Origin of the sequence: Plantactinospora sp. BC1 (assembly GCF_003030345.1) — a bacterium.
Taxonomy (GTDB): domain Bacteria; phylum Actinomycetota; class Actinomycetes; order Mycobacteriales; family Micromonosporaceae; genus Plantactinospora.
Window position 1 is genome coordinate 189,948 of record NZ_CP028158.1, and the last position, 26,505, is coordinate 216,452.

General features: G+C 68.9%; 24 protein-coding genes. 11 read left to right on the forward strand and 13 right to left on the reverse strand.

Going from position 1 to position 26,505, the window contains the following annotated elements:
- Positions 1-2: 2 nt before the first annotated feature.
- The 3 genes from C6361_RS00755 to C6361_RS00765 all read right to left on the reverse strand — a co-directional run bounded on the left by C6361_RS00755 (position 3) and on the right by C6361_RS00765 (position 4,043).
- Complete coding sequence (locus C6361_RS00755) at positions 3-3,152, reverse strand: glycoside hydrolase family 95-like protein (RefSeq protein ID WP_234359233.1); 3,150 nt, start codon at positions 3,150-3,152, stop codon at positions 3-5.
- Between the two features lie 363 nt (positions 3,153-3,515).
- Positions 3,516-3,767 (reverse strand): flavin reductase, encoded by a 252-nt coding sequence (locus C6361_RS00760; RefSeq protein ID WP_234359234.1) that lies wholly within the window; start codon positions 3,765-3,767, stop codon positions 3,516-3,518.
- A gap of 36 nt (positions 3,768-3,803) precedes the next feature.
- Complete coding sequence (locus C6361_RS00765; protein ID WP_107266403.1) at positions 3,804-4,043, reverse strand: hypothetical protein; 240 nt, start codon at positions 4,041-4,043, stop codon at positions 3,804-3,806.
- A 350-nt stretch (positions 4,044-4,393) separates the two neighbouring features.
- On the opposite strand from C6361_RS00765, the gene C6361_RS00770 reads away from it, so the two are divergent.
- A complete protein-coding gene (locus C6361_RS00770) occupies positions 4,394-5,179 on the forward strand; it encodes a helix-turn-helix transcriptional regulator (protein WP_107259774.1) in 786 nt (261 codons plus the stop codon).
- Entirely contained in the window at positions 5,170-5,373 is a 204-nt protein-coding gene (locus tag C6361_RS00775) for a DUF397 domain-containing protein (protein WP_107266404.1), read from the forward strand. The genes C6361_RS00770 and C6361_RS00775 overlap by 10 nt, the downstream gene beginning before the upstream one ends.
- 43 nt (positions 5,374-5,416) lie before the next feature.
- Here the strand turns inward: C6361_RS00775 and C6361_RS00780 are convergent, their stop codons facing one another.
- Both C6361_RS00780 and C6361_RS00785 read right to left on the reverse strand, forming a co-directional pair.
- Positions 5,417-6,172 (reverse strand): alpha/beta hydrolase, encoded by a 756-nt coding sequence (locus tag C6361_RS00780; RefSeq protein ID WP_159079105.1) that lies wholly within the window; start codon positions 6,170-6,172, stop codon positions 5,417-5,419.
- A gap of 34 nt (positions 6,173-6,206) precedes the next feature.
- Entirely contained in the window at positions 6,207-7,424 is a 1,218-nt protein-coding gene (locus C6361_RS00785; RefSeq protein WP_234359235.1) for a cytochrome P450, read from the reverse strand.
- Positions 7,425-7,754: 330 nt separating this feature from the next.
- On the opposite strand from C6361_RS00785, the gene C6361_RS00790 reads away from it, so the two are divergent.
- From C6361_RS00790 to C6361_RS00800, 3 genes are all read left to right on the forward strand, one after another.
- On the forward strand, positions 7,755-8,690 hold the full coding sequence (locus C6361_RS00790) for an aminoglycoside phosphotransferase family protein (protein ID WP_234359236.1): 936 nt from the start codon (positions 7,755-7,757) through the stop codon (positions 8,688-8,690).
- A 57-nt stretch (positions 8,691-8,747) separates the two neighbouring features.
- A complete protein-coding gene (locus tag C6361_RS00795) occupies positions 8,748-9,338 on the forward strand; it encodes a GNAT family N-acetyltransferase (protein ID WP_234359237.1) in 591 nt (196 codons plus the stop codon).
- Between the two features lie 345 nt (positions 9,339-9,683).
- Positions 9,684-10,286 (forward strand): hypothetical protein, encoded by a 603-nt coding sequence (locus C6361_RS00800; RefSeq protein ID WP_107266407.1) that lies wholly within the window; start codon positions 9,684-9,686, stop codon positions 10,284-10,286.
- A gap of 67 nt (positions 10,287-10,353) precedes the next feature.
- Here C6361_RS00800 and C6361_RS00805 read toward each other — a convergent pair whose 3' ends face one another.
- The gene (locus tag C6361_RS00805) at positions 10,354-10,662 is read right to left on the reverse strand and encodes a hypothetical protein (protein ID WP_107259762.1); all 309 of its coding nucleotides are present in this window, start codon (positions 10,660-10,662) and stop codon (positions 10,354-10,356) included.
- Between the two features lie 117 nt (positions 10,663-10,779).
- Here C6361_RS00805 and C6361_RS00810 point away from each other — a divergent pair, with 117 nt between their 5' ends.
- Positions 10,780-11,700, forward strand: a complete 921-nt coding sequence (locus C6361_RS00810; protein ID WP_107266408.1) for an endonuclease/exonuclease/phosphatase family protein — start codon at positions 10,780-10,782, stop codon at positions 11,698-11,700.
- A 157-nt stretch (positions 11,701-11,857) separates the two neighbouring features.
- Here the strand turns inward: C6361_RS00810 and C6361_RS00815 are convergent, their stop codons facing one another.
- Positions 11,858-12,919, reverse strand: a complete 1,062-nt coding sequence (locus C6361_RS00815) for a polysaccharide deacetylase family protein (protein ID WP_107266409.1) — start codon at positions 12,917-12,919, stop codon at positions 11,858-11,860.
- 1,001 nt (positions 12,920-13,920) lie between these two features.
- On the opposite strand from C6361_RS00815, the gene C6361_RS00820 reads away from it, so the two are divergent.
- The 3 genes from C6361_RS00820 to C6361_RS00830 are packed head-to-tail and all read left to right on the forward strand — an operon-like array spanning position 13,921 to position 17,001.
- Positions 13,921-15,102 (forward strand): extracellular solute-binding protein, encoded by a 1,182-nt coding sequence (locus C6361_RS00820; protein WP_234359238.1) that lies wholly within the window; start codon positions 13,921-13,923, stop codon positions 15,100-15,102.
- Positions 15,103-15,112: 10 nt separating this feature from the next.
- Positions 15,113-16,135, forward strand: a complete 1,023-nt coding sequence (locus tag C6361_RS00825) for a carbohydrate ABC transporter permease (RefSeq protein WP_107259755.1) — start codon at positions 15,113-15,115, stop codon at positions 16,133-16,135.
- Entirely contained in the window at positions 16,135-17,001 is an 867-nt protein-coding gene (locus C6361_RS00830) for a carbohydrate ABC transporter permease (RefSeq protein ID WP_107259753.1), read from the forward strand. Before C6361_RS00825 ends, C6361_RS00830 begins: the two co-directional genes overlap by 1 nt.
- 11 nt (positions 17,002-17,012) lie before the next feature.
- Here the strand turns inward: C6361_RS00830 and C6361_RS00835 are convergent, their stop codons facing one another.
- From C6361_RS00835 to C6361_RS00850, 4 genes are read right to left on the reverse strand one after another with little or no spacing between them, the layout of a single operon-like run.
- Complete coding sequence (locus C6361_RS00835; RefSeq protein WP_107259751.1) at positions 17,013-17,642, reverse strand: response regulator transcription factor; 630 nt, start codon at positions 17,640-17,642, stop codon at positions 17,013-17,015.
- A complete protein-coding gene (locus C6361_RS00840) occupies positions 17,639-18,916 on the reverse strand; it encodes a sensor histidine kinase (protein WP_107266411.1) in 1,278 nt (425 codons plus the stop codon). The genes C6361_RS00835 and C6361_RS00840 overlap by 4 nt, the downstream gene beginning before the upstream one ends.
- A 3-nt stretch (positions 18,917-18,919) precedes the next feature.
- Entirely contained in the window at positions 18,920-19,660 is a 741-nt protein-coding gene (locus tag C6361_RS00845) for an ABC transporter permease (protein WP_107259747.1), read from the reverse strand.
- Between the two features lie 10 nt (positions 19,661-19,670).
- A complete protein-coding gene (locus C6361_RS00850) occupies positions 19,671-20,579 on the reverse strand; it encodes an ABC transporter ATP-binding protein (RefSeq protein ID WP_107266412.1) in 909 nt (302 codons plus the stop codon).
- A 196-nt stretch (positions 20,580-20,775) separates the two neighbouring features.
- On the opposite strand from C6361_RS00850, the gene C6361_RS00855 reads away from it, so the two are divergent.
- Positions 20,776-21,966: a phospholipase gene (locus C6361_RS00855; protein WP_234359239.1), complete on the forward strand. Its 1,191-nt coding sequence runs from the start codon at positions 20,776-20,778 to the stop codon at positions 21,964-21,966.
- Positions 21,967-22,089: 123 nt separating this feature from the next.
- Here C6361_RS00855 and C6361_RS00860 read toward each other — a convergent pair whose 3' ends face one another.
- Together C6361_RS00860 and C6361_RS00865 are read right to left on the reverse strand one after the other, a co-directional pair.
- A complete protein-coding gene (locus C6361_RS00860; protein ID WP_234359240.1) occupies positions 22,090-22,617 on the reverse strand; it encodes a GNAT family N-acetyltransferase in 528 nt (175 codons plus the stop codon).
- 409 nt (positions 22,618-23,026) lie between these two features.
- Positions 23,027-24,391: a macro domain-containing protein gene (locus C6361_RS00865; protein WP_107266413.1), complete on the reverse strand. Its 1,365-nt coding sequence runs from the start codon at positions 24,389-24,391 to the stop codon at positions 23,027-23,029.
- Between the two features lie 358 nt (positions 24,392-24,749).
- Between C6361_RS00865 and C6361_RS00875 the strand changes: the two genes are divergently transcribed.
- Positions 24,750-26,501 carry a hypothetical protein gene (locus tag C6361_RS00875; protein ID WP_159079106.1) on the forward strand — a complete coding sequence of 584 codons (1,752 nt, stop codon included), beginning with the start codon at positions 24,750-24,752 and terminating at the stop codon, positions 26,499-26,501.
- Positions 26,502-26,505: the final 4 nt, after the last annotated feature.

Below are 26,505 nucleotides of genomic sequence, written 5' to 3' on the forward strand. Positions count from 1 at the left end.
GGTCAGGCGGGGACCAGGTCGAACTTCTCCCAGGGGCCGATCGAGTCCCGGTTGGCGATCAGCGGCGCCGCGCCGCCGTTCTCGGCGACGACGTACCTGCCGTTCACGTTGGCCCGCAGGCTGACCGAGCCGTCCGAGTTGCGGACCAGGGCGAACGTCTCCCACGCCCCGGCCGAGGGCCGGTTCGCGATCAGCGGGTCGGCCCCGGCGTTCTCCGCGCAGACGAACTGGTTGTTCACCCTGGCCCGCAGTCCGATGGTGCCGCCGCCGAGGTCGACCTGGTCGAACTGCTCCCACGAGCCGACGGCGGCGGCGTTCGCGACCAGGTTGCCGGCGCCCGCGTCGCTGGCGCTGACGTACTGGCCGTTGGCCTGGGCGCGCAGCGCCACCCCGCCGGACGGCTGGCTGCCGCCGGTGAGGATCCGGAGCGCGTCGACCATGCCGACCGAGGTGGTCCGGTTGACGATCCGGATCGTGTGCTGGCCGTTCGACAGCCCGGTCCGGCGCCAGACGACCTGCTGGGCCTGCCGGGCGCCGGAGGCGTTCAGGTTGACGTTGGCCTGCAACACGTTGTCGAGATAGACGTCGACGTTGCCCATGTCGCTGAAGCGCTCCGAGAGGTATTCGACGCCGGTCCCGGTGAAGGTGTAGGAGGCGGTCGCCCCGACCGTGGTGCTGTGGTGGGTGTCGTCGTTGTAGTCGCCGTACCCGCGGGCGGTGGTGAGGTGCCAGTTGGCGTCGTAGCTCAGCAGGGTGTTGTTGACCAGTTCACCGCCGCCCGGGTTGCCGGGGCCGCCGCCGAGGCCGAGCGTCGAGGCAGTACCGGAGAGCGCCTTCGCGCCCTGGTTGGCGCTGCCGGTCAGCGTGGCGGCGGAGTAGCTGGCCAGCGGCTTGCCGGTCCGTTCCAGCACGTAGTTCGCGTTCGCCGCCGTGGCAAAGGCGATCTCGCCGGCCGTGCTGGTCGTCAGGACGGCGTTGTCCGAGGTACGCCGGACGCGTACCTCCTGGTTGCCCCACGGGTTCACCACCCGGGCCTGCTTGCCGTGCAGGCTGCGCAGCCCGACGTACTTGATCTCGCCGGCCTCCCGCTCGGAGCTGACCAGGAAACCGTCCTTGGCCAGCAGGGTGAACCTGCCGACGAAGCTCGCGTCGGTCGGCACCGCCGGAAAGACCCGGATCTTGTCGTTGTACGACTGCATCAGCGACTCGTTCATCGCCGCCAGGTGGATGCCGAGGTACTCGAAGACCCCGTTGGTGTTGTTGGTCATCCCGTTCGGATAGTTCTGATATTTCTGGAGCATCGTCCGCATGCCCTGGAACGCCTGGTTGCCGAGCCCGAGCCGGGCGGCGTGCACGTGGTCGTTGGCCCAGACGTTGCCGTAGGGGTGCGGCCGGACGTTCCAGGTGTTCACCGCGGTCTGGTAATCCGGGTAGCCGATCCCGGTCAGGTCGTAGGGCCAGACCAGCTCCAGCGCCACGTTCTCCCCGTTGCGGGTCGGCGACGACGGCGGGTCGTGCGGCAGGTAGGCCCCGTTCGAGATCTGGTACGGCGCCAGGTTGTTCACGATGTTCTGCCAGTTGGCCCGCAGCCCCGAGTCCAGCCCGAGCTGCTGGCTGACCGCGATGGTCAGCGGGAAGAGCAGCCGTACCGCCGCCAGGTCGGTGATGGCGTTGCGGACGTCCCAGTAGGTCTCGTGGGCGTTCGAGTTCGCCATGTAGTAGCGGCCGGAGGAGTCCCGGCTGAGGATGTCCTCGTAGAACTTCACCGCCTCCCGCATGTACGGGTACGCGGTGTTTCGCAGGTAGTTCTCGTCGTTGGTGTACCGGTATTGCAGGTACATGTTGTAGGCGGCCTCGGTGCCGGTGGAGTAGAGGTCGTTGACGTAGTCGCTGTTGACGGTGCCCCGGGCGTTGCCGTCCCAGCCCATCGTCTCCGGCACCCAGAGCCCGTCACTGCCGTACCGGGTGGTGGTGAAGGACTTCAGCGCGGCCAGGTTGCGGCTGTAGAGCCGGTTGAAGCCGGCCATCAGGTCGACGTGGTTGCTGGCGTAGAACGAGTTGTAGACGTCGCGCTGGTTCCAGTACCAGTAGCCGTTGCTCCACTTGGAGTTGTCCTGGGTGGCCCGGAAGACTCCGTTGATGAAGTGCAGCGGATAGTTGCCGAAGCCGCCCGCCGCGATCATGTAGGTGGCCAGGTAGTAGACGTTCTCCAGGTAGTCGGCGTCCCCGCCCGCGTTGGAATACTGGACGAACGACCTGGCCCAGAAGTTGTGCCACCAGTTGCGATAGTTGTTCAGCGTGCTGGCGTAACCGGTCGCCTTCACCGCCGCGAGCTGGTTGCGCGCCTGCTGCACCGAGTTCTGCCCCGGGGAGTTGATTCGGGAGGCGGCGGTGAACCAGACGGTGTAGCTGCTGGTCGGGGTGATGTTCAGGCGTACCCGGGTGCCGTTGACCGTCTGCGAGGTGTAGCTCGCGCCTTCGACGGTGGCCGCCAGGGTGTAGCCGAAGTTGTTCGGGTCGGCCTGACCCCGGCTGATCCCGACCCCGGTCGAGTCGGCGAAGGTGCTCGCGGTGCGCCAGGTGGTCAGGTTCGGCACGTCAGCGATGTTCTGGACGCTGTTCAGGTCCCAGAGGCTCAGGTCGAGGCCGACGCTGGTGACACCCGGCCGGCTGTCCTCGACGTGGATTCCCATCACCTCCGAGTTGGGCGAGCCCATGATGGTGACGGTGCGGTTGTTGTCGTACTTCGTGGTCAGGGTGCCGTCGTAGAGCGACAGCCGCTGTTGGAACGTGGTGTAGCCGGTGTCCAGCTGCGGGTTGCTGAACAGGTTGACGTTGCCGGCCGCATAGGTCGACTGCTGGGCCAGGTCGACTCCGGAGACCTGCATCGACAGGCCGTTCTGGCTCCACACCATCGCCCCGGTCCTGCCGTTGCCGACGGTCAGGCCGTGCAGCGGGTTGGTGTTCGGCCGGTTGTAGACGATGTCGTGCTTCGACAGGTAGCTGGCGTAGTTGACGTTCAGGGTGCCGGTGCTCGAATTGAACGCGGCGTCGGTGGGCGCCGCTGCGGCCGGTGTGGCCGGGCCGGTGGCGACGAGACCACCGGTGAGCAGGGCGGCGAGCATGACGCGGATCGGCGTACTCACCTTCATCGACACGATCCCCTTCTAGATCGTCCGGTGGATGATGTCTCGCGCCCCGGAGGCCGGTGCAGCTCCCCATCCGCCGAAAACGGGGAGCGACGTCGAGACGGACCGGGCCGGTGCGGTAGCCCGAGGTCGCGTTGACCCCGGGTAACCATCGACCCAGGTCTGTGATTTGCAGTTAACATTGGATGTCTTGCATCCGTCAATCCCTTGCTGCGAGGTTTTGCCGGCAGCCTGCTGCCGGAGAGCGCACACATACATCGGACGTATCGTCTGCCGCACCGTGCCGTGCCGTGCCGTCGTGCGGCAGGCGGCCCGCCCCGGACCAGGGGAGAGTGGTCCGGGGCGGGCCGGGGGTGACGAGACGGGTCAGCGGCGCCGGGGCACCCAGTAGAGGAGCTGCCCGGCGATCAGCGCGGGATGCGTGTCGGGCAGCGCTCGCAGCGCGCGGGCAAGGTGCGCGGCGAGGTACATCATCAGTCCCACCCGGTCACCCCGGAAGCCGACCAGCAGGGCAAGGCGGGCCGGCGCGCACGGCCACGGGTCGCGGCAGGTCCGACACTGGTACGTCGTCGCCGGGCTGTGCCGGCCGGCCGGGTAGCGCCGCGGGTTCCGGCGCATGTGTCGGTACCAGCGCTCCTGCGGCCCGATCACGGCTCACACCAGGGCGCTGGTGCCGCGCCCGGACCGTTGCTGCCGTACCGGCGTCGCGGCGGCCGCCCGGTTGGTCCGTCGGGCGTGCAGGGGTGCGTCCCAGCCGTGGCGGCGGTTGGTCGCCCTGGTGCGGGCCTGCGGCGCGGGTACGGCCGGCTGGGCCGGCTCGGGCGTCGCCGCCCGGACGGCGGCCCGATAGTCGGCGCGGGAGAGTCGCGCTGGTGGCGCCGGCTGACAGGGCATCGGCGTCAGTTCGGCCGAGTCGGGACAACGCCACCGGTAGCCGCACCGGCAATACCGCCAGAGCCGGCGCCAGTTTCGGCGGTGATAGGGCCGGAATCCGCGCCAGAGTTTCATGATGATGCCTTTCGTCGGCGGAATTGGAGGGGGCGGCGCCAGGCTCCGAACCTCGGCGCCACCCCCCGTGGGCACCCACCCGAATTGGAAGGTCACGGGGGCGGGCAAGTGCCCGGATTCCACCCTGGACCCTGGCCCCAGCAGGGCGGAAGATGCTGGTCGGGCACGGGAACCCAGCAGGCAGAACAGCGAACATGACCATCGGCGCCGAAGTGATTTGGGGGACGTGAGAGCCTATGTCCGCGAGCGAATATCTGGTAAAGGACCTACGCCGTACGCGCGAGTTGCTCGGCCTGACCCAGGAGGCGTGGGGAGATCGAATCCACTTTTCCGCCAAGCATGTCGGCGCGGTGGAGCGAGGCGAGCGGCCGGCGCTCCCGGACTATCTTGGGGCGGTCGATCGCGCCTTCGGAACCACGTTCATGCAGTTCTACCGGATGTTCGTGAAGGAGGAGCTGGTCCCGGTCTGGTACCGACCGTTCAACGAGCACGAGCAGCAGGCAAGCCTCCTCAGGGTCTACCAACCGCTGCTGGTCCCTGGCCTCCTGCAAACCGAGGCATATGCTCGGGCCATCCTGGCCGGCTTCCGCATCCATCCAGACTCCATAGATGCCATCGTGGCGACCCGGCTCGGTCGACAGGAGATCCTCTACCGCCGGCCCGACCCCTGCCAGTTGGTCGCGGTGATCGACGAGGGTGTCCTGCACCGCCGCGTCGGGGACGCGGAGGTCATGCGCGACCAGTTGAAGGCCCTGGTGGCGGCGTGCGAGCATCCCAACGTCCGGGTGCAGGTCGTCCCGTTCGAGGCCGGCGCCTATGTGGGGCTGGACGGGCCGCTGGTGGTCGCGACGGTGGACGGCCGGTCGGTTGGGTTCCTGGAAGGGCACCTGAAGGGTCGCGTGGTAGAGAGCCCGGATGCCACGACGGACCTTGAGGGCGCCTGGGAGGCAATCCGGGACTACGCTCTACCCGGTAACCAAAGCCTAGACCTGATCACGAGGACGACTGAGAAATGGACGTGAACACCGCCCCGAACTGGCACAAGTCGTCACGCAGCGAGAGTGGACAGTGCGTCGAGGTGGCTGACAATCTCCCCGGCCGTGTCTTCGTGCGCGACAGCAAGGACCGGCAGGGACCGGTCCTGACGTTCGGCCCCCGACAGTGGCGTGGATTCGTGGAAGGGCTCTCAAGATTCTTGGAGAATCAGGGCTTGTAGCGAACCACAGATCTCCAAGAATCTTGAGGCTTGGCACGGCGGTTCACTGCGCTGCGGTCCGGTCGAGGAGGAACAGTGCGGTGGCGTCGATGACGTCGTCGAAGTGGCTGCCGTTGCCGGGGTAGTGGAACCCGTGTCCCGCCTGGTCGTATTCAAGGAGCGTGCACTCGTTGCCGGCGCGCACCATCGCGTCCCGGAACTGCCGCACGGAGTCGATCGGCTCGACCTCGTCGCGGGTACCGTGGTGGATCTGCATCCGCGGATTCCCCGGCCGCACGAACTCGGTCAGCGAGTACTCGGTCAATCTGCCCGCCGCGACACCGACCTGCTGTTCGAGGCGGTGCTGCACCTCCGGCTCGAAGGAGCGCAGATTCGATCCCGCAGGATTGAAGCCGACCACGGCCGCGATGCCGGGCTCCGGCGCGGTGCCGGACGCCTCCGGGGTCATCGCGGCAAGGATCGCGAGATGAGCACCGGCTGAGCTGCCACCCGAGGCCAACTGCGGCGCTTCGAGCCCGCGCGACGCCGCCAGCCGGCGGAACTGCTCGACCGCGCGCCGAACGTCGGCGATGCAGTCGTCGATGCTGACCGCGCCACGGCCGAGCAGCCGATAACCGGCTGACACCGCGAGGATTCCGCGTGCCGCCAATTTCCGGCAGTGCGGGGCGAGCCCGTCGGCCGAGCCCGCGCGGAGGGCGCCGCCATGGAACAGCACGATGCCGGCGCGCGGCCGTGTGTCGTCGCCCGGCTCGAAGAGCAGCAGGGGCAGCTCCCGGCCGTCGGCGGCCTGATAGAGCATCGAGGACTCGCGACGGCCGGTCGTCATGACGGCGTCAGCCAACCCGGACGGGCAGGGCGGCCAGCCCACGGAAGACCGGAAAGGGGAGCCAGCTCAGCTCCTCCGGAGCGCACGCGAGGCGCAGGTCGGGGAAGCGGCGCAGCAGGGTACCGATCGCGACGGATCCTTCCATCCGCGCGAGCGCGGCGCCCAGGCAGCGGTGCAGACCGTGCCCGAAGGCCAGGTGCCGGTCGTCGCCGCGCGTGAGGTCCAGCCGGTCGGGTTCGGCGAACCGGCGCGGGTCGCGGTTGGCCGCCGCGATCCCGACGATCACGATGCTGCCAGCCGGAACAACGGTGTCACCGATGGTGAAGTCCTGCACGGCGTAGCTCGGCGAAGAACGTGCGGTGGGGCCGTCAAAGCGCAACAGCTCCTCGATCGCGCCGGGCAGCAGCTCCGGCCGCTCGCGCAGCGTGGCCAACTGGTCAGGATGCCGGAGCAGGGCCGCCATGCCGTTGCCGATGAGGTTGGTCGTCGGTTCGTGGCCGGCGAAGAGCAGTTGCTGGGTGAGGGCGACCAGTTCCGCCTCGGTGAGCTGGTCGCCGTCGTCGCTCGCCGCGAGCAGCGCGGTCAGCAGGTCGCCCTGCCCACCGGTACGGGCCTGGTCACGCTTGTGCGCCACCAGACCGATGGCGTACTCCCGCAGCAGCCGGCGCGCCTCCTGCCTGGACATCGGGGCGTCGGTCACGAACGGCGGATGCATCGCCGCGACGGTCCAGGCCCGGAACCGGCCATGGTCGATCGACGGCACCCCGAGCAGTTCGGCGATGACGGTGAGGGACAACGGGTACGCGTAATCTTCGATCAGGTCTGCGGTCGTCCGCTCGGCGACGGCGTCGAGCAGGCCGTCGGCGATCTGCTGGGTCCGCTCCCGCAGCTCGGCCACCCGGCGGGTCGTGAACGCCCGCCCCACCAGCGCCCGCAGCCTGGTGTGCTCCGGCGGGTCGGTGGTGTGCAGGTCGAACGTCGCCTCGCCCGGCTCACCGCTGACCACCCCGGCCGCGCGCAGGGCATCCCAGGCGCGTCGCGGATCCTTCGACAGCCGGCCGTCGGCGAACGCCGCCCGCGCCTCGTCAAACCTCGTGACCAGCCAGTATTCCAGGCCGTTCGGGTTGCGAAGCCGATGTACCGGCGCCTGCTCACGCAGCCGCGCGTACGCCGGGTGCGGATCGGCGAAGAACTCGGGCGTGTACATCGCGTGGTTAGCTGTCACCTGCACCGCCCCCCGGGCACCCCGTCGCTCGTCCTGCCGCCCGAACCGCACCGGACCCGCCCGCCGCTGCCCGGTCGGCTGCCCGGCGATTGCCTCGACGTCCGCGATCGAAGGCTACCTCCACCGGGAGGGTCGCCAGGCCCCTGCGGTGCCGACACCTCGGGCCGGCGGTGTCGAAGGCTCGGCGTAGGCGATAGCCGGCAGTGGGACACCGGGGCAGCGGACGTGGCAGTCCTGGAATTCGGTGCGCGATGGTGGCGCGGGTTTGTAGGCTCGCCGAGCGCCGGAAGCGACGGGGGGCGGCTTGTTCTGTCAGATGGGGACGCTCCGGTGAGCGGCACGCCGGATCTCGGTCCCGTGCCGCAGCGCATCGTCGTCGACGCCGAGCAGGTACGTCGGCTCGTCGCCGACCAGTTTCCCCAGTGGGCCGATCTGCCGGTCTGGCCGGTGGCCGAAGGCGGCTGGGACAACTGGACCTTCCACCTGGGCTCCCGCCGGTCGGTGCGGCTGCCCTGCGCATCCGAATACGCCCTGGCGGTGGCGAAGGAACACCGCTGGCTACCGGAACTCGCCCCTCGGCTCCCGCTGCCCATTCCGGTACCACTGGCGAAAGGGGAGCCGGGCCGAGGCTACCCGTACTCGTGGTCGATCTACCCGTGGTTGGACGGCGAGCCTGCCCGCGCGGACCGCATCGCCGACCCCGTCCGGTTCGCCGTCGGCCTGGCCGAGTTCCTAGCGGCCCTGCGCGACGTCGACCCCACCGACGGTCCCCGGCCCGGCCTGCACAACTGGTTCCGCGGCGGCACGCTGCGCACCTACGATGGGCGCGCGCAGTACGCGCTCACGGCACTCGACGGCCATGTCGACGTCGAGCTGGCCGGCGAGATCTGGAAGAGCGCGCTGGACGCTCGCTGGGACGGTGTGCCGAGCTGGTTCCACGGTGACGTCGCCGAGGGAAATCTCCTGCTCAACGACGGCGAATTGGCAGCCGTCATCGACTTCGGGACGTGCGGCGTCGGCGACCCGGCCTGTGACCTGGCCGTCGCATGGACGCTGCTGACCGCCGACGGCCGGCAGGCGTTCCGGGAGCGACTCTCCGTCGACGACGCGACCTGGGCGCGCGGGCGCGGCTGGGCACTCTGGAAGACGCTCGTCACCTGCTCCCACACCCTGGGCGAGGCCGACGAGTCGGCCGCCGGAAACGCACGGCGCGTCCTCGGCGAGATCTTCTCCGAGTACGCCGCCGGTGCCGTCGCCACGTCATAATCACGTTCTGCGTTAATCGCGTCGCGTGCCGATCGTCGCGGGGGCTAGCCTGGCGCGGTGAGTTCAGGGGATGACCTTCACGGCGGATGTGTCGAGCCGGTGGTCCGGCAGGAACGGGCCGAAGATCACGAGGCCGTGCGGGACCTTCACGCCCGGGCGTTCGGCGACGGCGATCGGGTTCCTGCGCTGGTCGATGCGCTCCGCGCCGGTCGGGCATCGCTCGCGCCGCTGTCGCTGGTCGCAACCGTCGCCGGGCAGGTGGTCGGGCATGTGCTGCTCAGCGCCTGCCGGTTGGACGCCCTGCCCCGGCTCGTGGACGTGTACTCGCTGTCGCCCCTCGGCGTGCTGCCGGAGCACCAGCGTCGGGGGATCGGCACTCGGCTCGTGGCGCACGCCCTCGCGGAAGCCGACAGTCGGGGCGTCCCGCTGGTGTTCCTGGAGGGCTCGCCGCTCTACTACGGCAAGCGCGGCTTCGCCGACGCCACGAAGCTGGGCTTCCGTCCGCCGACACTGCGCTACACGCCCGGCGTCTTTCAGGTCGCCAAACTGTCCTCGTACGAGGAATGGATGACCGGCACCTTCGTCTACTCCGATGCCTTCTGGGCCTTCGATTGCGTGGGCGGGCGGAGCGCAGACGCGCGGTCATAACGAGGTCGACGGGTGAATTCCGGCTGACCGCGCACCCACAATGCGGAGTACGGGGAATGCGGCGCCTCGTGCACGGCCCGCCCGGGGTTGAATGTCGGTAGTACGCTCGGGCGGCGAAGCAACCGAGCGGATTAACCGCATGATGCTACTCGGGCGACTACGGCCATCGGCGGATGGCGGCCGGAACGAGATGAGGGTGCCATGGGGCAGCGGCGGGCAGGTCGGCGCAACAGGTCGACGAAGCCAGGTTCCACGGCGACCCGGGAGGCCGCCCCGCCGCCACGGCCCCACACCCGCGCTGCGGCCACACGCGACTCCGACGAGCCCGGGGCGCCGTACCGGTCGATGATGGAACGCGCCGCACAACCCGGCCCGGCGCTGGCGGTTCTCCTGCTCGTGGGGCTCTTCGCGGCAGGCTGGCTCGCCCCGAGGTACGTCGCCGACCCCACCGCCGTGCAGGGCTCGGCGCGTTACGTGGTCGCCGCGGGATTGGCCGTCGTGGCATTTCTGGCGTTCTCCACCTTGAACCTGGTGGCCTATTGTCTGATCGTCGCGAGACGGTCGGAGCCGACGAAGAGGTTTGTCGCGGCGGTCGGAAACCGTGCCGCTATCGGCGCGATTCTGGGTACTCTGCTGGGCTTGCGCATGGCGACGATGATGGCGGACCGAACGGCGGGCGGCACCGTTACGGAAGGCATCACCTTCCTGGAGTTCGAGAGCAACCTGAGCAATACGATCACGCTGGCGACCCTGGCCCTGATCGGGACGGCGTGGCCATATTGCTGGGGTCCGGTCAAGACCTCGATGGCCGCCTTTGCCGCGAAGCCACCGCTCCAGGCGCACTCCGGCAAGGTGGGATCCGCGCTCGGGGCGGTCCTGCTGCTGAGCACCCACTTCCTGGGATTCGGGGTGGCGTTGTCCGTCTATCGAGGTGTCGCCTACCCGTAGCCGCCTGCCCACGTCCGGTCCCCGGTAACCCCGAGGATCGGCCCGAACCAACCCGGCATGCGCGCGATCAGCCGAGCGCTATGGCCCGCTGCGCGTCGTCGGCCGAGTCGAAGAACGCGCAGCTCGGCCAGGGCGGTAGTTCCGCCGTTCCGCTCCAGGTCAGGTGAACCAGTGCCCACCGGTCGCCGACCCTGAGCAGTACGTCGTCGGTGGCATCGGAGCGTCCGACGACGGTGAAGGCCACCCCGTACAGCGGATGCCCCCGCGATGTCTCCTGGACCAGTTCCGTACTGATCTCCTGGACCTGCCGTTGCTCGGAATCGCCGGGTCCCCGCAGATCCCACCAGGGGTCGACCAGGACCACATCGTCAAGCACGTCGATATCTTGACATGTCGACCGCCGGCGGACGTGCCGTACCCGTCACTCTCGGTGCCGCCCGCGATCCGCGCCCCAGGAGTGGCGGTCGATGGGTGTGGCGATGATGATGAGCGGATGTCGACTCCGACCCGGCCGTCGCCCCCGCGCCGCCGACCGGGCACGGTGCGGGTGGTCACCCAGAACGTCTGGGGGTGGTACTACTTCACCGAGGCGGGGATCGGCCGGGCCGCGCCGGCCGAGGAGTGGCCCGCGCCGTGGCGTGCTCGTCAGGCGGTGCTGGCCGGTGGGTTCGGTGAGCTGGATCCGGACGTGGTCGCGTTCCAGGAGGTGATCGCGGATCCCCACTACGACCAGGTGGCCGAGTTGCTGGGCGCGGGTTACCACGTCGCGCACGCCGGCCGGCGGGAGGCCGACGGCTCGGGGGCCTCGATCGCGAGTCGCTGGCCGATCGGCGACGTGCGCGAGGTCGATCTTCAGGTGAGCGCCCGCACGGCCGAGTTCCCGGCGGTGGCCCTGGTCGCCGAGGTCCGGGCGCCGGAGCCGATCGGGCCGCTGCTGCTGGTCAACCACAACCCGAACTGGGAGCTGTCGTTCGAACGCGAGCGGGAACTCCAGGCCGTGGTCACCGCGCGGGCGGTCGAGGGCATCGGCGGCGTCGACGACCGGCATGTGGTGCTCGCCGGTGACTTCAACGCCGTACCGGAGGCGGCCAGCATGCGGTTCTGGGCCGGGCTGCGCTCGCTCGACGGTGTCAGTGTCTGCTACCGGGACGCCTGGCGCGAGGCTCGGCCGGCGGAGCCCGGCCACACGATGACCCCGGCGAATCGGGTGGTCGCCGAGGGTACCTGGCCGCAGGAGCGCGGCCGGCGGATCGACTACCTCTTCGTCCGCTGCGTCCACCACGGGCCGACCCTCGACGTGCTCGACTGCCGTCAGGTCTTCTCGGAGCCCGTCGGGGACGTCTGGGCCAGCGACCACTTCGGCGTCGTCGCGGATCTCGGGATCCCGAGCAGGGCACCCGCCACCCGCTACTGACCGGCCTGCCGGCGGCGGCCGGTTGTCTCCGGGGAGGTGGCCCTGGCGTACGTCGCCGCACCGGAACCCGCTCCGGCTCGGACGTCTGCGTACGTCGTCCGAGCCGGCCGACCTGCCGCGGAGTCCCGGGCGCGGAGGTCGGCCGGTCGGCGGGACGTCAGCCGGCGGTGCAGGACCTGATCTGTGGTCGGGCGCTGGAGTTGCCGTTGGTCATGGTGGTGAAGCCGAAGCTGTTGCCGCTGCCGTTGGAGCGCATCGTCAACACGGTGTTGTTGCTGCTCAGGCTGGCGCTGCCGCTCCAGGTGGTGCTGATCGACTGTGGTGAGGTGACGGCGACGACGACGGTCCAGTTGCTGGCGCCGCTGACGGTGACCGTGGTGTTGTACCGGTCGCCCCAGACGGTACCGGCGGTGGTCGAGGCGGTGCAGCCGCCGCTGCCGGGGGGTGGGGTGGTGGGGTTGCCGCCGGGCGGCGGGGTGGTCGGGTTGCCGCCGGGGTTGCCGTCCGGGGCCACCGCGCGGCCGGTGGACGGCGAGATCATGCCGGGGCAGAGGTTGCGGCTGGTGAGGTTGGACATGATCTGCGGGATCGCGTCGCGGGTGTTCTGGATTCCGTCGTGCATCAGGATGACCTGGCCGGCCTGGAGTCGGCTGGCGTTGGCGACGATCTGACTGACGCTGGCGCCGTTCCAGTCCTGGGAGTCGACGTCCCAGATCACCTGTCGCATCCCGAGCGACGAGGCGACGGACTGGAGGGTGCCGTTCGTCTCCCCGTACGGCGGCCGGAAGAGCTGCGGCCGGACGCCGGTCGCCGACTGGATCGCCGAACTCGTCTGGGACAGGTCGGACTGCATCTGGCTCTGGCTCATCGAGGTCATGTGGGCGTGGTTCCAGCTGTGGTTCGCGACCCACATGCCGGCCGAGACCTGCGCCTGGGCCGCCGACCGGTTGTTCTGGACGTTCTGCCCGACGTTGAACATCGTGGCCCGTACGCCGTTGTTGCGCAGCACGGAGAGCAGCGCGCTGGTACTGCCGGTCGGCCCGTCGTCGAAGGTGAGTCCGACGTAACCGTTGCAGGCGGCGGCGCTGGACGGAGACGCCACGACGGCGATGGCGGCACCGCCGGTCGCCACGGTGGTGGCGACGACGGCGAGCCGGACGAGGTGGCCGAGCCAGCCCCGGGTGGTCGGTGGCCGGGGCTTGGCGAGTCTGCCGAACATGCGGGTCTCCTTCTCACAGGTGGTGGGGTGCCGGCGGTGTCGGCCGTCCGGGCCGGGGCAGGGACGGCAGTCGTACGGTCCGGACGGGTGGCGGTGGGCGGGAACGCCGCCGCAGACCTGAGCGGGTGCGTCGCATCGACCGCGATAGATCAAAGTATCGCAGCGTAAATTCAGGAACGTCAATAAGTTCCGGAAGCTTTCCGGACGTCGCGCGGGTGGTCGCCGTCCTGCTGGCGACACTGACGCGCGCCGCCGTCGCCGCCGCGCCGCTTCGTCCGAACCGGGGTGACGCGGCGGCGGCCCGCGGCTCAGACGTTTCCGGAACGCTGCCGGGGCCTGGGCGGTCGCGTCGCTCGGCTGTCGCCGCGGCCCGGGTGATGACCGTCGCGCCGTTTCCGGCCGGGCGGCGGGTGCGCGCCCATCTTCCGGAACTTCTCCGATATGAGACCTCGTTGGAGGGCCGGTTCCCCCCGCCAACCGGCCGTCCGCGGGTGCCCGGGACAACCGACGGCTCGCTACTCGCCGACGAGTGTGGACGACGCGTCGCGGCCGGCCGGCGGTCCCACCTCGGGGTGGGTGCTCGGCTGGTCTTCCGCGCCGGGAAGGGTCAGTGCGCGCGGCTCGGTGCGGCTCTCGGAAGTTTCCGAAACATGTCTTGAACTTTTCAGGTCCGTCTGCGAGTCTTTGCCGGTCGATAGACAGTTACTGTGACGTTCGACGGATCGGATGATGGCCGTTTGATGGCTGCGAGCCGGCCGTCGGACCGACACCTGTCGACGGGAGGGGACAGCGGCCCTCGTGTCCAGGGCGGACAACCGAGACCACTGTTCCCGTTCGCCCCGAGGGAGCCTCGGCTGGGCGCACTGGGCAGAGAGGACAGGTTGATGAGGGCAGGCAAGCTACTGACTCTGTCGGTAGTCCTGGCGACGGGCGTCCTGGGAACGGTCGCCTGTGGTTCCGGGGACTCGGAGGGTGCCGGGGGCAGCGGCGGCAACGTCACGATGACCTTCTGGCACAACGCCACGACCGGGCCGGGCAAGACCTTCTGGGAGAAGACCGTCGCCGACTTCCAGGCGGCCAACCCCAAGGTCAAGATCCAGCTTCAGTCGATCCAGAACGAGGACCTGGACGGCAAGCTCCAGACCGCGTTGAACTCCGGCGACGCCCCCGACGTGTTCATGCAGCGCGGCGGCGGCAAGATGGCCGCGATGGTCAAGGCCGGCCAGCTGATGGACATCACGGACGGGATCAGCGACGCCACCAGGAAGGTGGTCTCGGAGGGGTCGTTCAAGGCCCAGACGATCGACGGCAAGGTCTACGCGATGCCGGTCGCGGTGTTGCCCGGCGGCTTCTTCTACAGCAGGGACCTCTTCGCCAAGGCCGGTATCACCCAGACGCCGACCACGCTGGCCGACCTCCAAGCGGCCGTCGAGAAGCTCAAGGCCTCCGGTACCCAGCCGATCGCCCTCGGCGGCAAGGACGCCTGGCCGGCCGCCTTCTACTACTACTTCTTCGCGCTGCGCGAGTGCAGCACCGCCACGCTCACCGAGACCGCCAAGAGCATGAACTTCGACGACCCCTGCTGGCTGAAGGCCGGGCAGGACGTGCAGGCCTTCGCCGCCACCCAGCCCTTCAACAACGGCTTCCTGACGACGTCGGCGCAGCAGGGCGCGGGCAGCTCGGCCGGACTGCTCGCCAACCACAGGGCGGCGATGGAACTCATGGGTGCCTGGAACCCGGGTGTCATCGGCTCGTTGACCCCGGACAAGAAGCCGCTGCCGGACCTGGACTGGTTCCCGTTCCCGAGCATCGAGGGCGGTGCGGGCGAGCCCGGCGCGATCCTCGGCGGCGTCGACGGCTACTCCTGCTCCGCGAAGGCGCCGAAGGCGGAGTGCACCGCCTTCCTCAACTTCATGCTCCAGACCCCCGTCCAGGAGGCGTACTACAAGGCGTTCCAGGCGCCGCCGGTGAACAGCGAGGCGCAGGGCGCGGTGACCGAGACGCACCTGAAGTCGGTGCTGGAGGCGTACAACAAAGCGCCGTTCGTCTCGCAGTGGCTGGACACCGTCTACGGGCAGAACGTCGGCAACGCGCTCAACACCGCCGTCGTGAACCTGCTGGCCGGCAAGGGCAGCCCCGAGGAGATCGTCAGCGCGGTCAAGACCGCCGCGAAGAGGGCCTGAAGACCCGTACATGTTCGACACAGACCGCGAGAGCGTGCAGCTCGCGCAGGACCGGCCGGCGGGTCTGACGACGGTCGGGGGTGACGCGCCCGTCGCGTCGCCCCCGACCCGGCGCCGTGCCCGCAAGGGCATCGGCTGGCCCGCCCGGCTGGAGATCGCGCTGATGACGGGCCCGACGCTGCTCGTCTTCCTCTCCTTCGTCATCCTCCCCGTCGCCATGGCCGGCTACTACGGCTTCTTCAGCTGGCAGGGGTACGGTCCGCCGACCGAGTTCGTCGGGCTCCGCAACTACCTGCTCGTCTTCCAGGACGGCACGTTCGTCGACGCGTTGCGGCACAACGCCGTGATCGTCGTACTGTCCCTGGTGCTCCAGGGGCCGGCCGCCGTGCTCCTCGCCCTGCTGCTGAACCGGAAGATGCGCGGGCAGACCCTGATCCGAGTACTCGTCTTCGTCCCGTACGTGATCTCCGAGGTGGTGGTCGGCACCGGCTGGAGCCTGATGCTCCAGGGCAGCGGCGCCGTCAACGCCTACCTGGAGCGGCTCGGGCTGGGCTGGTTGCAGAGCGACTGGCTCTCCGACCCGGAGAAGGCGATCTGGACCCTGATGGGGATCCTGACCTGGAAGTACATCGGCTTCGCCGTGATCCTCTTCCTCGCCGGGTTGCAGGGCATCCCGGACGAGCTGGTCGAGGCCGCCTCGATCGACGGGGCCTCCTACTGGCAGATCCAGCGCCGGATCACGCTGCCGCTGCTCGGGCCGACGATCCGGATCTGGGCCTTCCTGTCGATGATCGGTGCGCTGCAACTCTTCGACCTCGTCTACATCATCTGGGGCCAGTACGTCGCCGCCACGGCCGGGACCTCGACGATGGCGACGTACATGGTGGCCAACGGCCGCAACGCGGGGGAGTACGGGTACGGCAACGCCGTGGCCGTGGTCCTGTTCTTCGTCTCCCTCGTCGCGGCGCTGGTCTACCAGCGGTTCGTCCTGCGCCGTGACACCGAGGGCGCGATCACCGGAGGGAGACGCTGATGGCCGCGACCGCGGTAGCCGTGCGCAGGCCGGTGCGGGGCGGCCGGAAGCTGCCCTGGGGAAGCCCGGCGGTGTACTTCGTCGCGCTGCTGCTCATCGGGGTGATGCTGGCCCCGATCGGCTACATCGTGCTCGGTGGCTTCCGCACCAACGCGGCGATCACCACCGACCCGGCGGGCTGGCCGAGCCCGTGGGAGACCGGGAACTACCTCGACGTGCTGACCGGCGGCGTGTTCTGGCAACAGGTGCTCAACTCGACCATCGTCGCCGGGTTCACCACCGCGGGCGTGGTCACGCTCGGCCTGATGACGAGCTTCGTCCTGGCCCGCTACCGGTTCCGGGGCCGGGGCGCGATGTACTCGCTCTTCGCGGCCGGGCTGATGTTCCCGCTCACCGTGGCGATCACCCCGCTCTACATCCTGGTGCGGACCCTCGGGCTGATGAACACGCTGCCCGGGGTGATCCTTCCGCAGATCGGGTTCGCCATCCCGATGACGATCATCATCCTGGTCCCGTTCGTGCGGGCGATCCCGGACGAGATCCAGGAGGCGGCGTCGATCGACGGATGCGGCCGACTCGGCTTCTTCTGGCGGATGGTGCTGCCGCTCTCCATGCCGGGAGTCGTCACGGTGGCCATCCTGACCTTCATCTCCAGCTGGAACAGCTACCTGTTGCCGCTCTTCATCCTCAACCGGGAGGAGACCTTCACGCTGCCGCTCGGCGTGCAGGCGTTCGCGTCGCAGTACTCGGTCGACACGGCGAAGGTCCTGGCGTTCACCTCCCTGTCGATGCTCCCGGCGCTGCTGTTCTTCAGCCTGTTCCAGCGCCGGATCGTCGGAGGGCTGACCGGCGCCGTGAAGGGCTGACCGGGGACGGCTCAGCGGCGCGGGGTCAGGTAGCCACGGGAGAAGGCGGTGGCGACCGCCGCCGCCCGGTCGTTGACGCCGAGTTTGGCGTACACGTGCAGCAGGTGGGTCTTCACCGTCGCCTCGCTGATGAAGAGCTGCCGGGCCGCCTCCCGGTTGGTCGACCCCTGGGCGATCAGCTCCAGCACCTCCAGCTCGCGCTGGGAGAGCGGCTCCGAGGCGGGCTGGCGGATCTGACCCATCAGCCGGGTCGCGACGGCGGGGGAGAGGACCGCCTGTCCGCGCGCGGCAGCCTCGACCGCCCGGAACAGCTCCTCCCTCGGCGCGTCCTTCAACAGGTACCCGGTGGCGCCCGCCTCGATCGCGGGCAGCACGTCGCTGTCGGTGTCGTACGTGGTGAGCACCAGGATCCGGGCCGGCACCCCACGGCTGGCCAGTTCCTTGATCGCGGTGACCCCGTCGGTCCTCGGCATCCGCAGGTCCATCAGGATCACGTCGGGCCGGAGCCTCTCTCCGGCGGTGATGGCCTCGGCGCCGTCACCGGCCTCGCCGAGCACCTCGAAGCGCGGGTCGGCGCTGAACATGCCCCGCAACCCGTCCCGCACCACCGGGTGGTCGTCGACGATGAGCAGCGAGATCACTGCGCACCTCCGGCGGGGATGGCCGGCACGGCCGCCGAGATCGCCGTACCGCCACCCGGCTCCGACTCGATGTCCAACCGGCCCGCGAGGCGCTGCACCCGCTGCCGCATCCCGGCGAGCCCGAACCCGCCGTTGTGGGAACCGTTGGCCCGCTTGACCCCGGGCTCGAAGCCGACCCCGTCGTCGCGCACGTCGAGCGTCACCAGATCCTCCATGTAGGACAGGGTCAGGCCGACCCGGCTGGCCCGGGCGTGTTTCGCCACGTTCGCCAGCGCCTCCTGCGCGGTACGCAACAGGGCCACCTCCACGTCGGTGTGCATCGGCCGGGCGTCGCCGGTGGTGGTGAGTACCGTCTCGATGTGGTGCGCCTCCGCCCAGCGCCGCGCCATGTCGTTGATCGCGTCCGGGAGCCGGGCCTCGGCCAGCATCGTCGGCTCCACCGCGTGCACCGACCGGCGGGCCTCGGTGAGGCTCTCCCGGGCCAGGTTCATCGCGTTCGTCACGTGCCGGCGGGACGTCGCCGGGTCGTCGGTCTGCTCGGCGGCCTGGAGCTGGGTGAGGATGCCGGCGAGCCCCTGGGCGAGGGTGTCGTGGATCTCCCGGGCCATCCGCTGCCGCTCGTCCAGCACCCCCGCCTCGCGCGCCTGCACCAGCAGTTGGGCGTGCAGGCCGGCGTTCTCCTCCAGCGCCGCCTCCAGCTTGGTGTTCGCCTCGTGCAGCTCGGTCAGCGCCTGCCGCTGCTTGTGGTTGCGCTGGTCGGCCAGCTCGGCGAAGTAGAAGAACACCCCGGCCAGCACGATGCAGATCACGCTGACGGAGATCCCCTCCCACCACTCCCCGGCGACGATCTCGGCGGCCCCGCCCAGGTAACCGATCGCCGAGACGACCGCCGTGGCGGCGACGCCGGCATAGCGCCAGCGGCCCTTGAGGTAGAGGAACGCCTGGGGGTAGCCGACGAAGGCGAAGAGCGCGAAGAAGGGCGCGATCGCCACCAGGCCGGCGGCCAGCACCATCAGCCCGGTGTAGTAGAGGCCCATCAGCGGGCCTCTCTGGTGCCACTCCGGGTGCAGGGTGTGGAAGCAGAGCAACCAGAGCGTGGCCGCGAACGCCAGCCCGAGCACGGCCGGGACGTGCACCGGCGTGTCCCAGGTCGGTTGCAGCAGCGTGACCAGGACACTGGCCGCCAGGAGGAGGTACGGCAGCACGTTGAAGAGCGCCACCTCCCGGCGTTCCCAGCGGTCGAACTCGGCGCGCAGCTCCGCCTCGATGCTCACGACCTACTCCCAGCGGAAGTACCGCGCGGCCAGCCCACCGGCCACGATCGTCCACCCCAGCATGACAGCCAGGTGCAGCGGCTGCGGCCAGTGCCCGGCCGTCGCGTCCTGCAACGCCTGCACACCCGCGCCGAGCGGGGTGAGGTCGCTGATCGTCCGCAGTACGTCGTTCATGCTGTCGCGGGGGATCCAGAGGCCGGCGAAGAAGACGATCGGGAAGAACAGCACGGTCCCGATCGCGCCGGCACTCTTGCCGCTCGGGGCGAGCGCGGCGACGAGCAGGCCGATCGCGAACATCGCCAACGCGGCCAGCAGGTAGCCCAGCAGGTAGGCCGGGAGCTGCCGGGGCAGGCGTACCTCGAACGCCAGCCGGCCGACCGCCAGGACCACCACCATCGTTGCCACCGACAGGATCGTCGACATCAGCAACTGCGCGCCGAGCATCATCGCCGGCTTCACCGGGGTGGTCCGCATGCGTCGCAGCACACCCTTCTCCCGATAGCTGGCGAAGAGCTGGGAGAGGCCGTTGAGCGCGAACATCGCGAGGGCCAGCGCGACGACGATCGGCACGTACAGGTCGATCACCCGCAGGCCGCCGAGGGACTGGTCGGGTTCCCGGAACGCCGGGATCGCCCCGAAGATGCCGAGCAGGATCGGCGGGAAGGCGAGCGCGAAGAACACGATCATCGGCTCGCGGAAGAAGAGTCGGGTTTCGGTGGCGGTGAGCCGGTACAGGGCGGACATGGCAGTCTCCTCAGGCGTCGACGGGTCGGCCGGTGAGCGCGACGAAGGCGTCCTCCAGCGAGGTCTGCTCGACCCGCAGGTCGGCGGCGACGACCTGGTTGCGGGCGAGCACGGTGGTCACCGCGAGCAGCAGGTTTCCGGTACCGGTCACCACGAGTTGGCTGCCGGCCCGCTCCACCGACGTCACCTCGGGCAGCGCGGTCAGTACGGCGTGGTCCAGCGGCGCCGACGGGCGGAACCGGATGCGCTGCCGGTCGTCGACCCTGGCGACCAGCCCGGCCGGAGAGTCGAGCGCGACGAGCCGACCCGAGTCGATCACGGCCAGCCGGTCACAGAGCCGCTCCGCCTCCTCCATGAAGTGCGTGACCAGCAGGATCGTCACGCCCCGGTCGCGGATGTCCTCGATCAGGTCCCAGGTGTCCCGGCGCGCCTGCGGGTCCAGGCCGGTGGTCAGTTCGTCGAGTACCGCCACCTTCGGGTTGCCGACCAGCGCGAGCGCGATCGACAGCCGCTGCTTCTGCCCGCCGGAGAGCCGCCGGAACTGCGTACCGAGCCTGCCGGTGAGCCGCAGGGTGTCGACCAGGTCCCGCCAGTCGGCCGGCTCTCGATAGAAGGAGCTGAACAGTCGCATCGCCTCGCCGACCGTGAGCTTGTCCGGCAGCTCGCTCTCCTGGAGCTGTGCGCCGAGCAGTTGCCGGAGTTCTCCGGTGTCCCGCTGCGGGTCGATGCCGCAGACCCGGATGCTGCCGGCGTCCGGGGTACGTAATCCCTCGACGCACTCGACGGTCGTGGTCTTACCCGCCCCGTTCGGTCCCAGGATGCCGAAGATCTCGCCCGGCTCGACGGCGAAGCTGACCCCGTCCACCACCGTCTGCTCGCCGTAGCGTTTGACGAGGCCGTCTACCTCGATGATTGTCATACCGGAAGCGTGCCGTCCGCGCCCCGGCGCCGAATCGACCACGCAGCCACCGCTGCCGCCGGCCCCGACGGGTGCCCCGGTCAACCGATCGGTGGATGCCCGGCCCGTCGTCGGGTCGACGTCCAGTCGGCGTCCAATCTGCGTTCAGTCCGCACTGGGAGCTTGTCCGAAAACCACACCAGCGACGGAGGCGACAGTGGAACGGACAGGCACGGCACGGATCGTCGGCCGGGGATCGGCGTGGATTCTCGCGCTGACGCTGGCCCTGATCGGGGCGTTGGCGAGCACCTTACCCGCGCAGGCCGGAGCGCGGGCGGCACGCGGCGCACCGGATCTCCCCAACCTCACCGCCTCGGCACCGTCCGGCATCGCCAAGGCGACGCCGGATGCCGCCAAGCGGCCGGCAGGCGCCCAGCGGGCACTGCGCAAGCTCGACAGCACCGCGATGAAACTGGGTACGAAGGACGCGGGTACGGCCACCCGGAGGGTCGACGGCACCCAGGCGGAGGCTGCCGGGTGCACGCCGTACATCAGCGGATACGTGACCCGGGTCGGCCTCGACGTGCGGATCGACTACCTGGCGGAGATCGTCTGCAACTTCTACCTCGCCGGCGCCGGCCAGGCGTACCTGATCGAGCGGACGAGCGGCTCACCGTACAACGGGCAGGTGGTCGCCGCCGCCGGGGTGTTCAGCTTCGGCAACGACTACTACGGCTACAGCCTCGGCGCGGTGCTGATCGACGGCCGGGTATACGACGGCGGCAGCCAGCTGGAGATCGGGTTCAACCTGGCGTTGCAGACGCTGGACGGATCGACCTGGGCCGGCTGCTTCCCGCTGCCGGCCGGGCAGCGCTACCTGAGCGGGTGTGCCGGCCTCGGCACTCCGACCATCTCCGTCTCGGTCGGTTCCGGAGTCTTCGGCACGGGGCTCGCGCCGAACCGGCTGGCGGTGCTGGCGAGCCTGACGCAGACCGGCTCCGACAGCTATGCCACCTGGGACGCGGCCCGGCAGAACCAGGCGATCCTGGCCGCGTACATGTTCGACTGGTCCAACGACGGCTGCACCGGCGCGCCGGACAACCCGCTCGGGTTCGCCTTCGAACTCTCCTGCATCCGGCACGACTTCGGTTACCGCAACTACAAGGCGGCGCAACGGTTCGCGGAGAACAAGGACCGGCTCGACCTCGCCTTCTACGGCGACATGCAGCGGGTCTGCGCGACCTACTCCGACGCGCTGCGACCGCCCTGCTACGGCCTGGCGACGATCTACTACGAGGCGGTCCGGATCTTCGGGCGCCCGAACGTCACCGACGCGCAGCTCAGGGCGGCGCAGGAGCAGATGCCGGAGGGTACGGCCGGCACAGCCCCGCTGGCCAGCACCGGCTGAGTACCGGGACCGCAGCCAGCGGCAGGCAGCATTCCGGTAACCGGTCAGCGACGCCGGCAACGGTGCACGGCGAGCCTACGAGCAGGCTCGCCGTGCACCCCGTTGCCCGCTCCGACGGCCGGGTCATCCGGGGAGAGCGGAGATCGTCTTGACGAGGAACCGGCAGGCGTCCGCGATCTCGTGCCGGACACCGTGGTCGTCCACGTACGGGTAGCGGTCCAGGTAGCGGCAGCCGGTATCGCGGTACCCGAGCCGGAGATAGAGCCGGGCGGCGCGGACGTTCTGCTCCTCGACGCCCATCCCGATCCGGTGCCGGCCGCGGCGCGCCGCAAGGTGTTCGGCCGCACGGATGATCGCCGACCCGACGCCCTGCGACCGCCGCTCGGCAAGGACGGCCAAGCCGTTGATCTCCGGGCAGCCGGGGAACCGGTCACGGACGTCCGGATCCTTCGCCCCCTGCCACATGACCTCGCCGGAACCGACCGGAACGGCATCGAGGCAGGCGATCAGGAACGTGCTGGAGCCCGCACGCTGCCGCTGGTAGCGGGCCTCGTGGTAGCGGTTCCGCCCGGTGGGGAAGTGCCGCTCCAGCACGGCGACATCCTCCGGTCGGCACTGCCTGAGCGTCAGCCGCAGCCCTGCCGTACCCACCCGCAGCACGCTAGCCCGCGCCGACCACCGGTACCAGGGGTTATCTGTGACCGAACGTCGTGAGGCACGCCGATGTGGATTGTGACCCGGCCATCGCCCCCGCGCCGTTGACCGGGCACGTTGTGGGTGGTCACCCAGAACGTTTGGGGTGGTACTACTTCACCGAGTCGGGAATCGACCAGACCGGGCCGGGCGAGGAGTGGCCCGCCCAGTGGCGTGTTCGCCAGGCGGTCTTGGCCGGTGGGGTCGGTGAGCTCGATCCAGACTTGGTCGCGTCCCGGGAGGTAATCGCGGAGGGGAAGGCGCACGCTGCCGATGCCTGTGGGACGCCCTCGACAGCGACCGTCCAGGACAGGCTAGCCTCACAGAGCTGCACGCCCGGCGAAAGCGCACGAGTTGTGGCGAGACTTCAGCTCCCGGGAACCTCGACCTTGTGCAGGTATCTGGCCACCTCTTCGAAATCGACGTGCGCCAGATCGACCGGACGGAGAACGATTCTCAGCTCTCGGGCCACCGTCCGGTCGAGTGTACTAGCGACGAAGGACTCTATGATCAGCGTGAGCAGGCGGGTCGGCGAGACTCCGTGGACGCGGGCGAGGGCCGAGCCGATCAACGGCATCGCCACCGGTCGAAGCTGTCCCTCCTGGTACACCGTGTGCCACAGCGCGCTGAGGCTTGTCCTTACGTCGTCCAGCGTGGACCGCGCGATCAGATCGTTGCCCATCCTGCTATATGCGAGGGCGAATACCTGTCGATCCTGCTGGCGTAGCACGGCGACGGTGCCTATCGGATACCGGATCAGGCGTCCTCTGGGTTTCGCGGTCCGTTTCTCACGGCCGGCCTCCGGGACGTGGCGCAGGGCGGCACGCAGACGACGGTCGAGCAGGGCGCGGTCGCCATCGAAGAGCCGTCGCATTGCCTGTGCCTGGACGGACTCATTGCTGATGACGACGTTCTCGTGAGTGTTTGTGTCGAACGTATCGGTGAAGCCGACAACCAGGTGGGCATCGTGGTGGTCGAAGAGGTCCCCCGACACCACGCTGATGCTGACCGGTGGGCTGTCACTGATGATCCGGTGGATCAGTCCACGCCGTCGTGGTCGCAATTGCTGCTTGATCCCGGAGAGGATCGAACGAAGCACGGTGTCGTCTGGACGCTCCTGTAGGCAGGCCGTGCCGAAGGCGAGCGCGCTCTCGGGTCTGCCGACGTCCCGGTAGAGGCCGACGAGATCGTGTTCGGCCGCCTGCCGAAGGTCCGCCAGCCGTCGGATCGGTTGCTGGGCGAACGGCAGGTCCGCGACCTCGGCCAACGGCATGCCTTGCCAGAGACCCAGCGCTGCCTCGATCAGGGGTGTCGCGGCGACCGCGTCGGCGGACCGGGCCTGGTCCACTAGGTGCTCGAAAAGTAGGAAGTCGATCCGCTCGGGCGGCAACACGAGCCGGTAGCTGGAGGTGGGCGCGGCGTTCTCCGTGCTTATGAACGACTCGCTGTCGCCCCCTGCTACCGTACGTAGCAGATTGACACACTTCTGTACTTGATTTCGTGCTACACGATCAACCGGCGCGCCCGGCAGGTTCCATACGTCGCGATAGATCCGCTCGACGGGGAGCGCCTTGCCCGCCGCGACGGCGAGCCGGAGCAGGATGCGTACAACGCGTGGCGGGAGCATGGCCTGTTCGCCGTTGACGAAGAGGCGGCCTGGGCCGAGGGCGGCCAGCCAACCCGGCTCGTGGGAAGCGCTTGGGAAGCACTTGAGATCTTTCGTGGGAAGCATATGCCGGCTTTCCTTGCCTCAGCTGTTCTGCCGCTGACAGAGTCCGACCCTGATGATGCTCGTATCCGGCACTGCCGCCTAACTCCCTTCGGCCATCTCACGTTCGGCCGTCCGGCTCCGGTCACCGTCGCGCTGGAGGTTCCACCGATGTGTACCGCTCGGTCACACTCACCCTCGAGTCCTATTCCGCCGACGCCGGTTCCGTCTCCGGTGTCGTGTTGACGATCTTCATCGAACGGACGATCTCTATGGAACGTACGATCCTTGTCGAACGACAGTCGCTGGTCCACGGTGCGAACCGGCTGACGTCGGTGAGTCCGACGTCGGTTGCCGGACCGACACCGGTCGGTGGGCCGTGGTGAGCCAGCACGACTGGTCGCTGGAGGACCCGGTTGGTAAAAAGCCGAACTATCTTGCCTCCCCCTCCGCGAACAACCGGCCCACCTGCCGACTCTGCGAGGCCGTGCATCTCAACGGCCCGCTGAGGCGGAGCATCCTCGCTGCCTATCTTGGGCGTGCCGTGAGCGCCTGGCCCCCGAACTACGGGCTCGACATGATTGCGGTGCTCAGACACGCCTGGTGGGCGCAACGCTGGGAGCGCGGTCGCAACTTGGCTCTCTGCGCGGTCATCGTCGGCGTTCTGGTGGTGCTGGCGGCCGCGTGCTACTCCCGGGGCGACGGGCCGGTTGCCCTCGCCGTGGTGCTGCTGGTCCTCCTGTTGGTGTTCCTGCGTCGTCTCCTACGGCGACGCCGAGTCACCGTCCGCGAGGCCTTCAAGTGGTTCCGGAAATGGCGCCAGCGTCATCGAGCCCTGGCGCGGCGCGTCACGACGCTGTTCCTGCTCTGCACGTTGGTGTTCGGCTGGTTGATATCGCAGCTCGCGCATCCGCAGGATGCTCAGGTCGTGCTTGTCGGTGCAGTGATTATCTGGGGCATCGGGATCGTTGACGCCTACGTGGTGGCCGGCCGTGCACGGCGTTGTCGGCATGCCTATCGAACCCTCGACGCACCTCACCTGCGTGACGTCGCTCCGGCGATGCCGGACCACCAGGAACGGAGCTTCTACGCTCTGGGCGAGGGTCCCGATCCCGATCAGACTCGCGGTAGGGCCATCGCGCGAGTCATCGTCTATGACCTGGAGTTGCGGCACGACAACGAGTTCATCGGGAGCGGTGAGTCAATCTGGGACGTCGAGTACCGCGTCGACACTCGCCTCGGCAGCACCGGCAAGGACGGCAAGAGCCGCCGTCCCAAGCGAGTAGACATGGTGACCTTGCATCGCAAGCTTGAGTTCTCGATGCGGAAAGCCGGGGTCCCCGGTCTCTGGTGCGGCTACCGCATGTATGTCAACGGGCTGGATCTGTTTGCCAATGACGTTCTGCCCGAGCCGAAGAAGGTCCCAGTCACCCACCAGCCACGAGACCAAATTCTCCAGTATCTGCGCGAGACGGTGGCTACTAGGCGGACTTATCTCTGTGTCCAGGTACCGGTGTCGGGCTGGGACAACGAAATCATCGTGACGCTGTTCGTGCGGGGTCAGCTGATCGGCGACCAACTGATCCTGCATAGCAAGATTCTTATCCTTCCGGCCATGATCTTCACCACTTTCGGGCGCCCCGAGAAGAATCCGAACGACGGGTGGACTCAACTCATGCACGCGATCCATTTCGGAACTACAAAAATCTGGGTGACAGCGCTGGGGAGTCCGCGTTTACTGGCCGATGAGGCGTTCGCTGCAGTACGCCGTCGATGGGCGCGGTGGCGGATCAAAAAGGCGGTCAAGCACAACCGCGAAATTCGTTATGGAGCGATCGATTCCATCCGGGAGCAACTCGCTGTAGGCGGCGCCGTGGTCACTCCAAACGCCAGGCAGGACATCCGGGGGACGATCGCATTTCTCGACCAGACTCTCGCGAAGGCTGTCAGGACTTACCTGGTGAAGCGGCGAATTGACACCTCGAGCTTCGACGGATTCGTCCAGAACATCTTCAACCAGCATCAGAACAAGATCGACCAGCTCAATGCCAAGAACGTTACGTTCGGCAGCAAATCACGTGCCGGCGACAGCACGGAGACCGGAAAGTCAACACCCGCCCTCGGAAGGGATTGAAGAC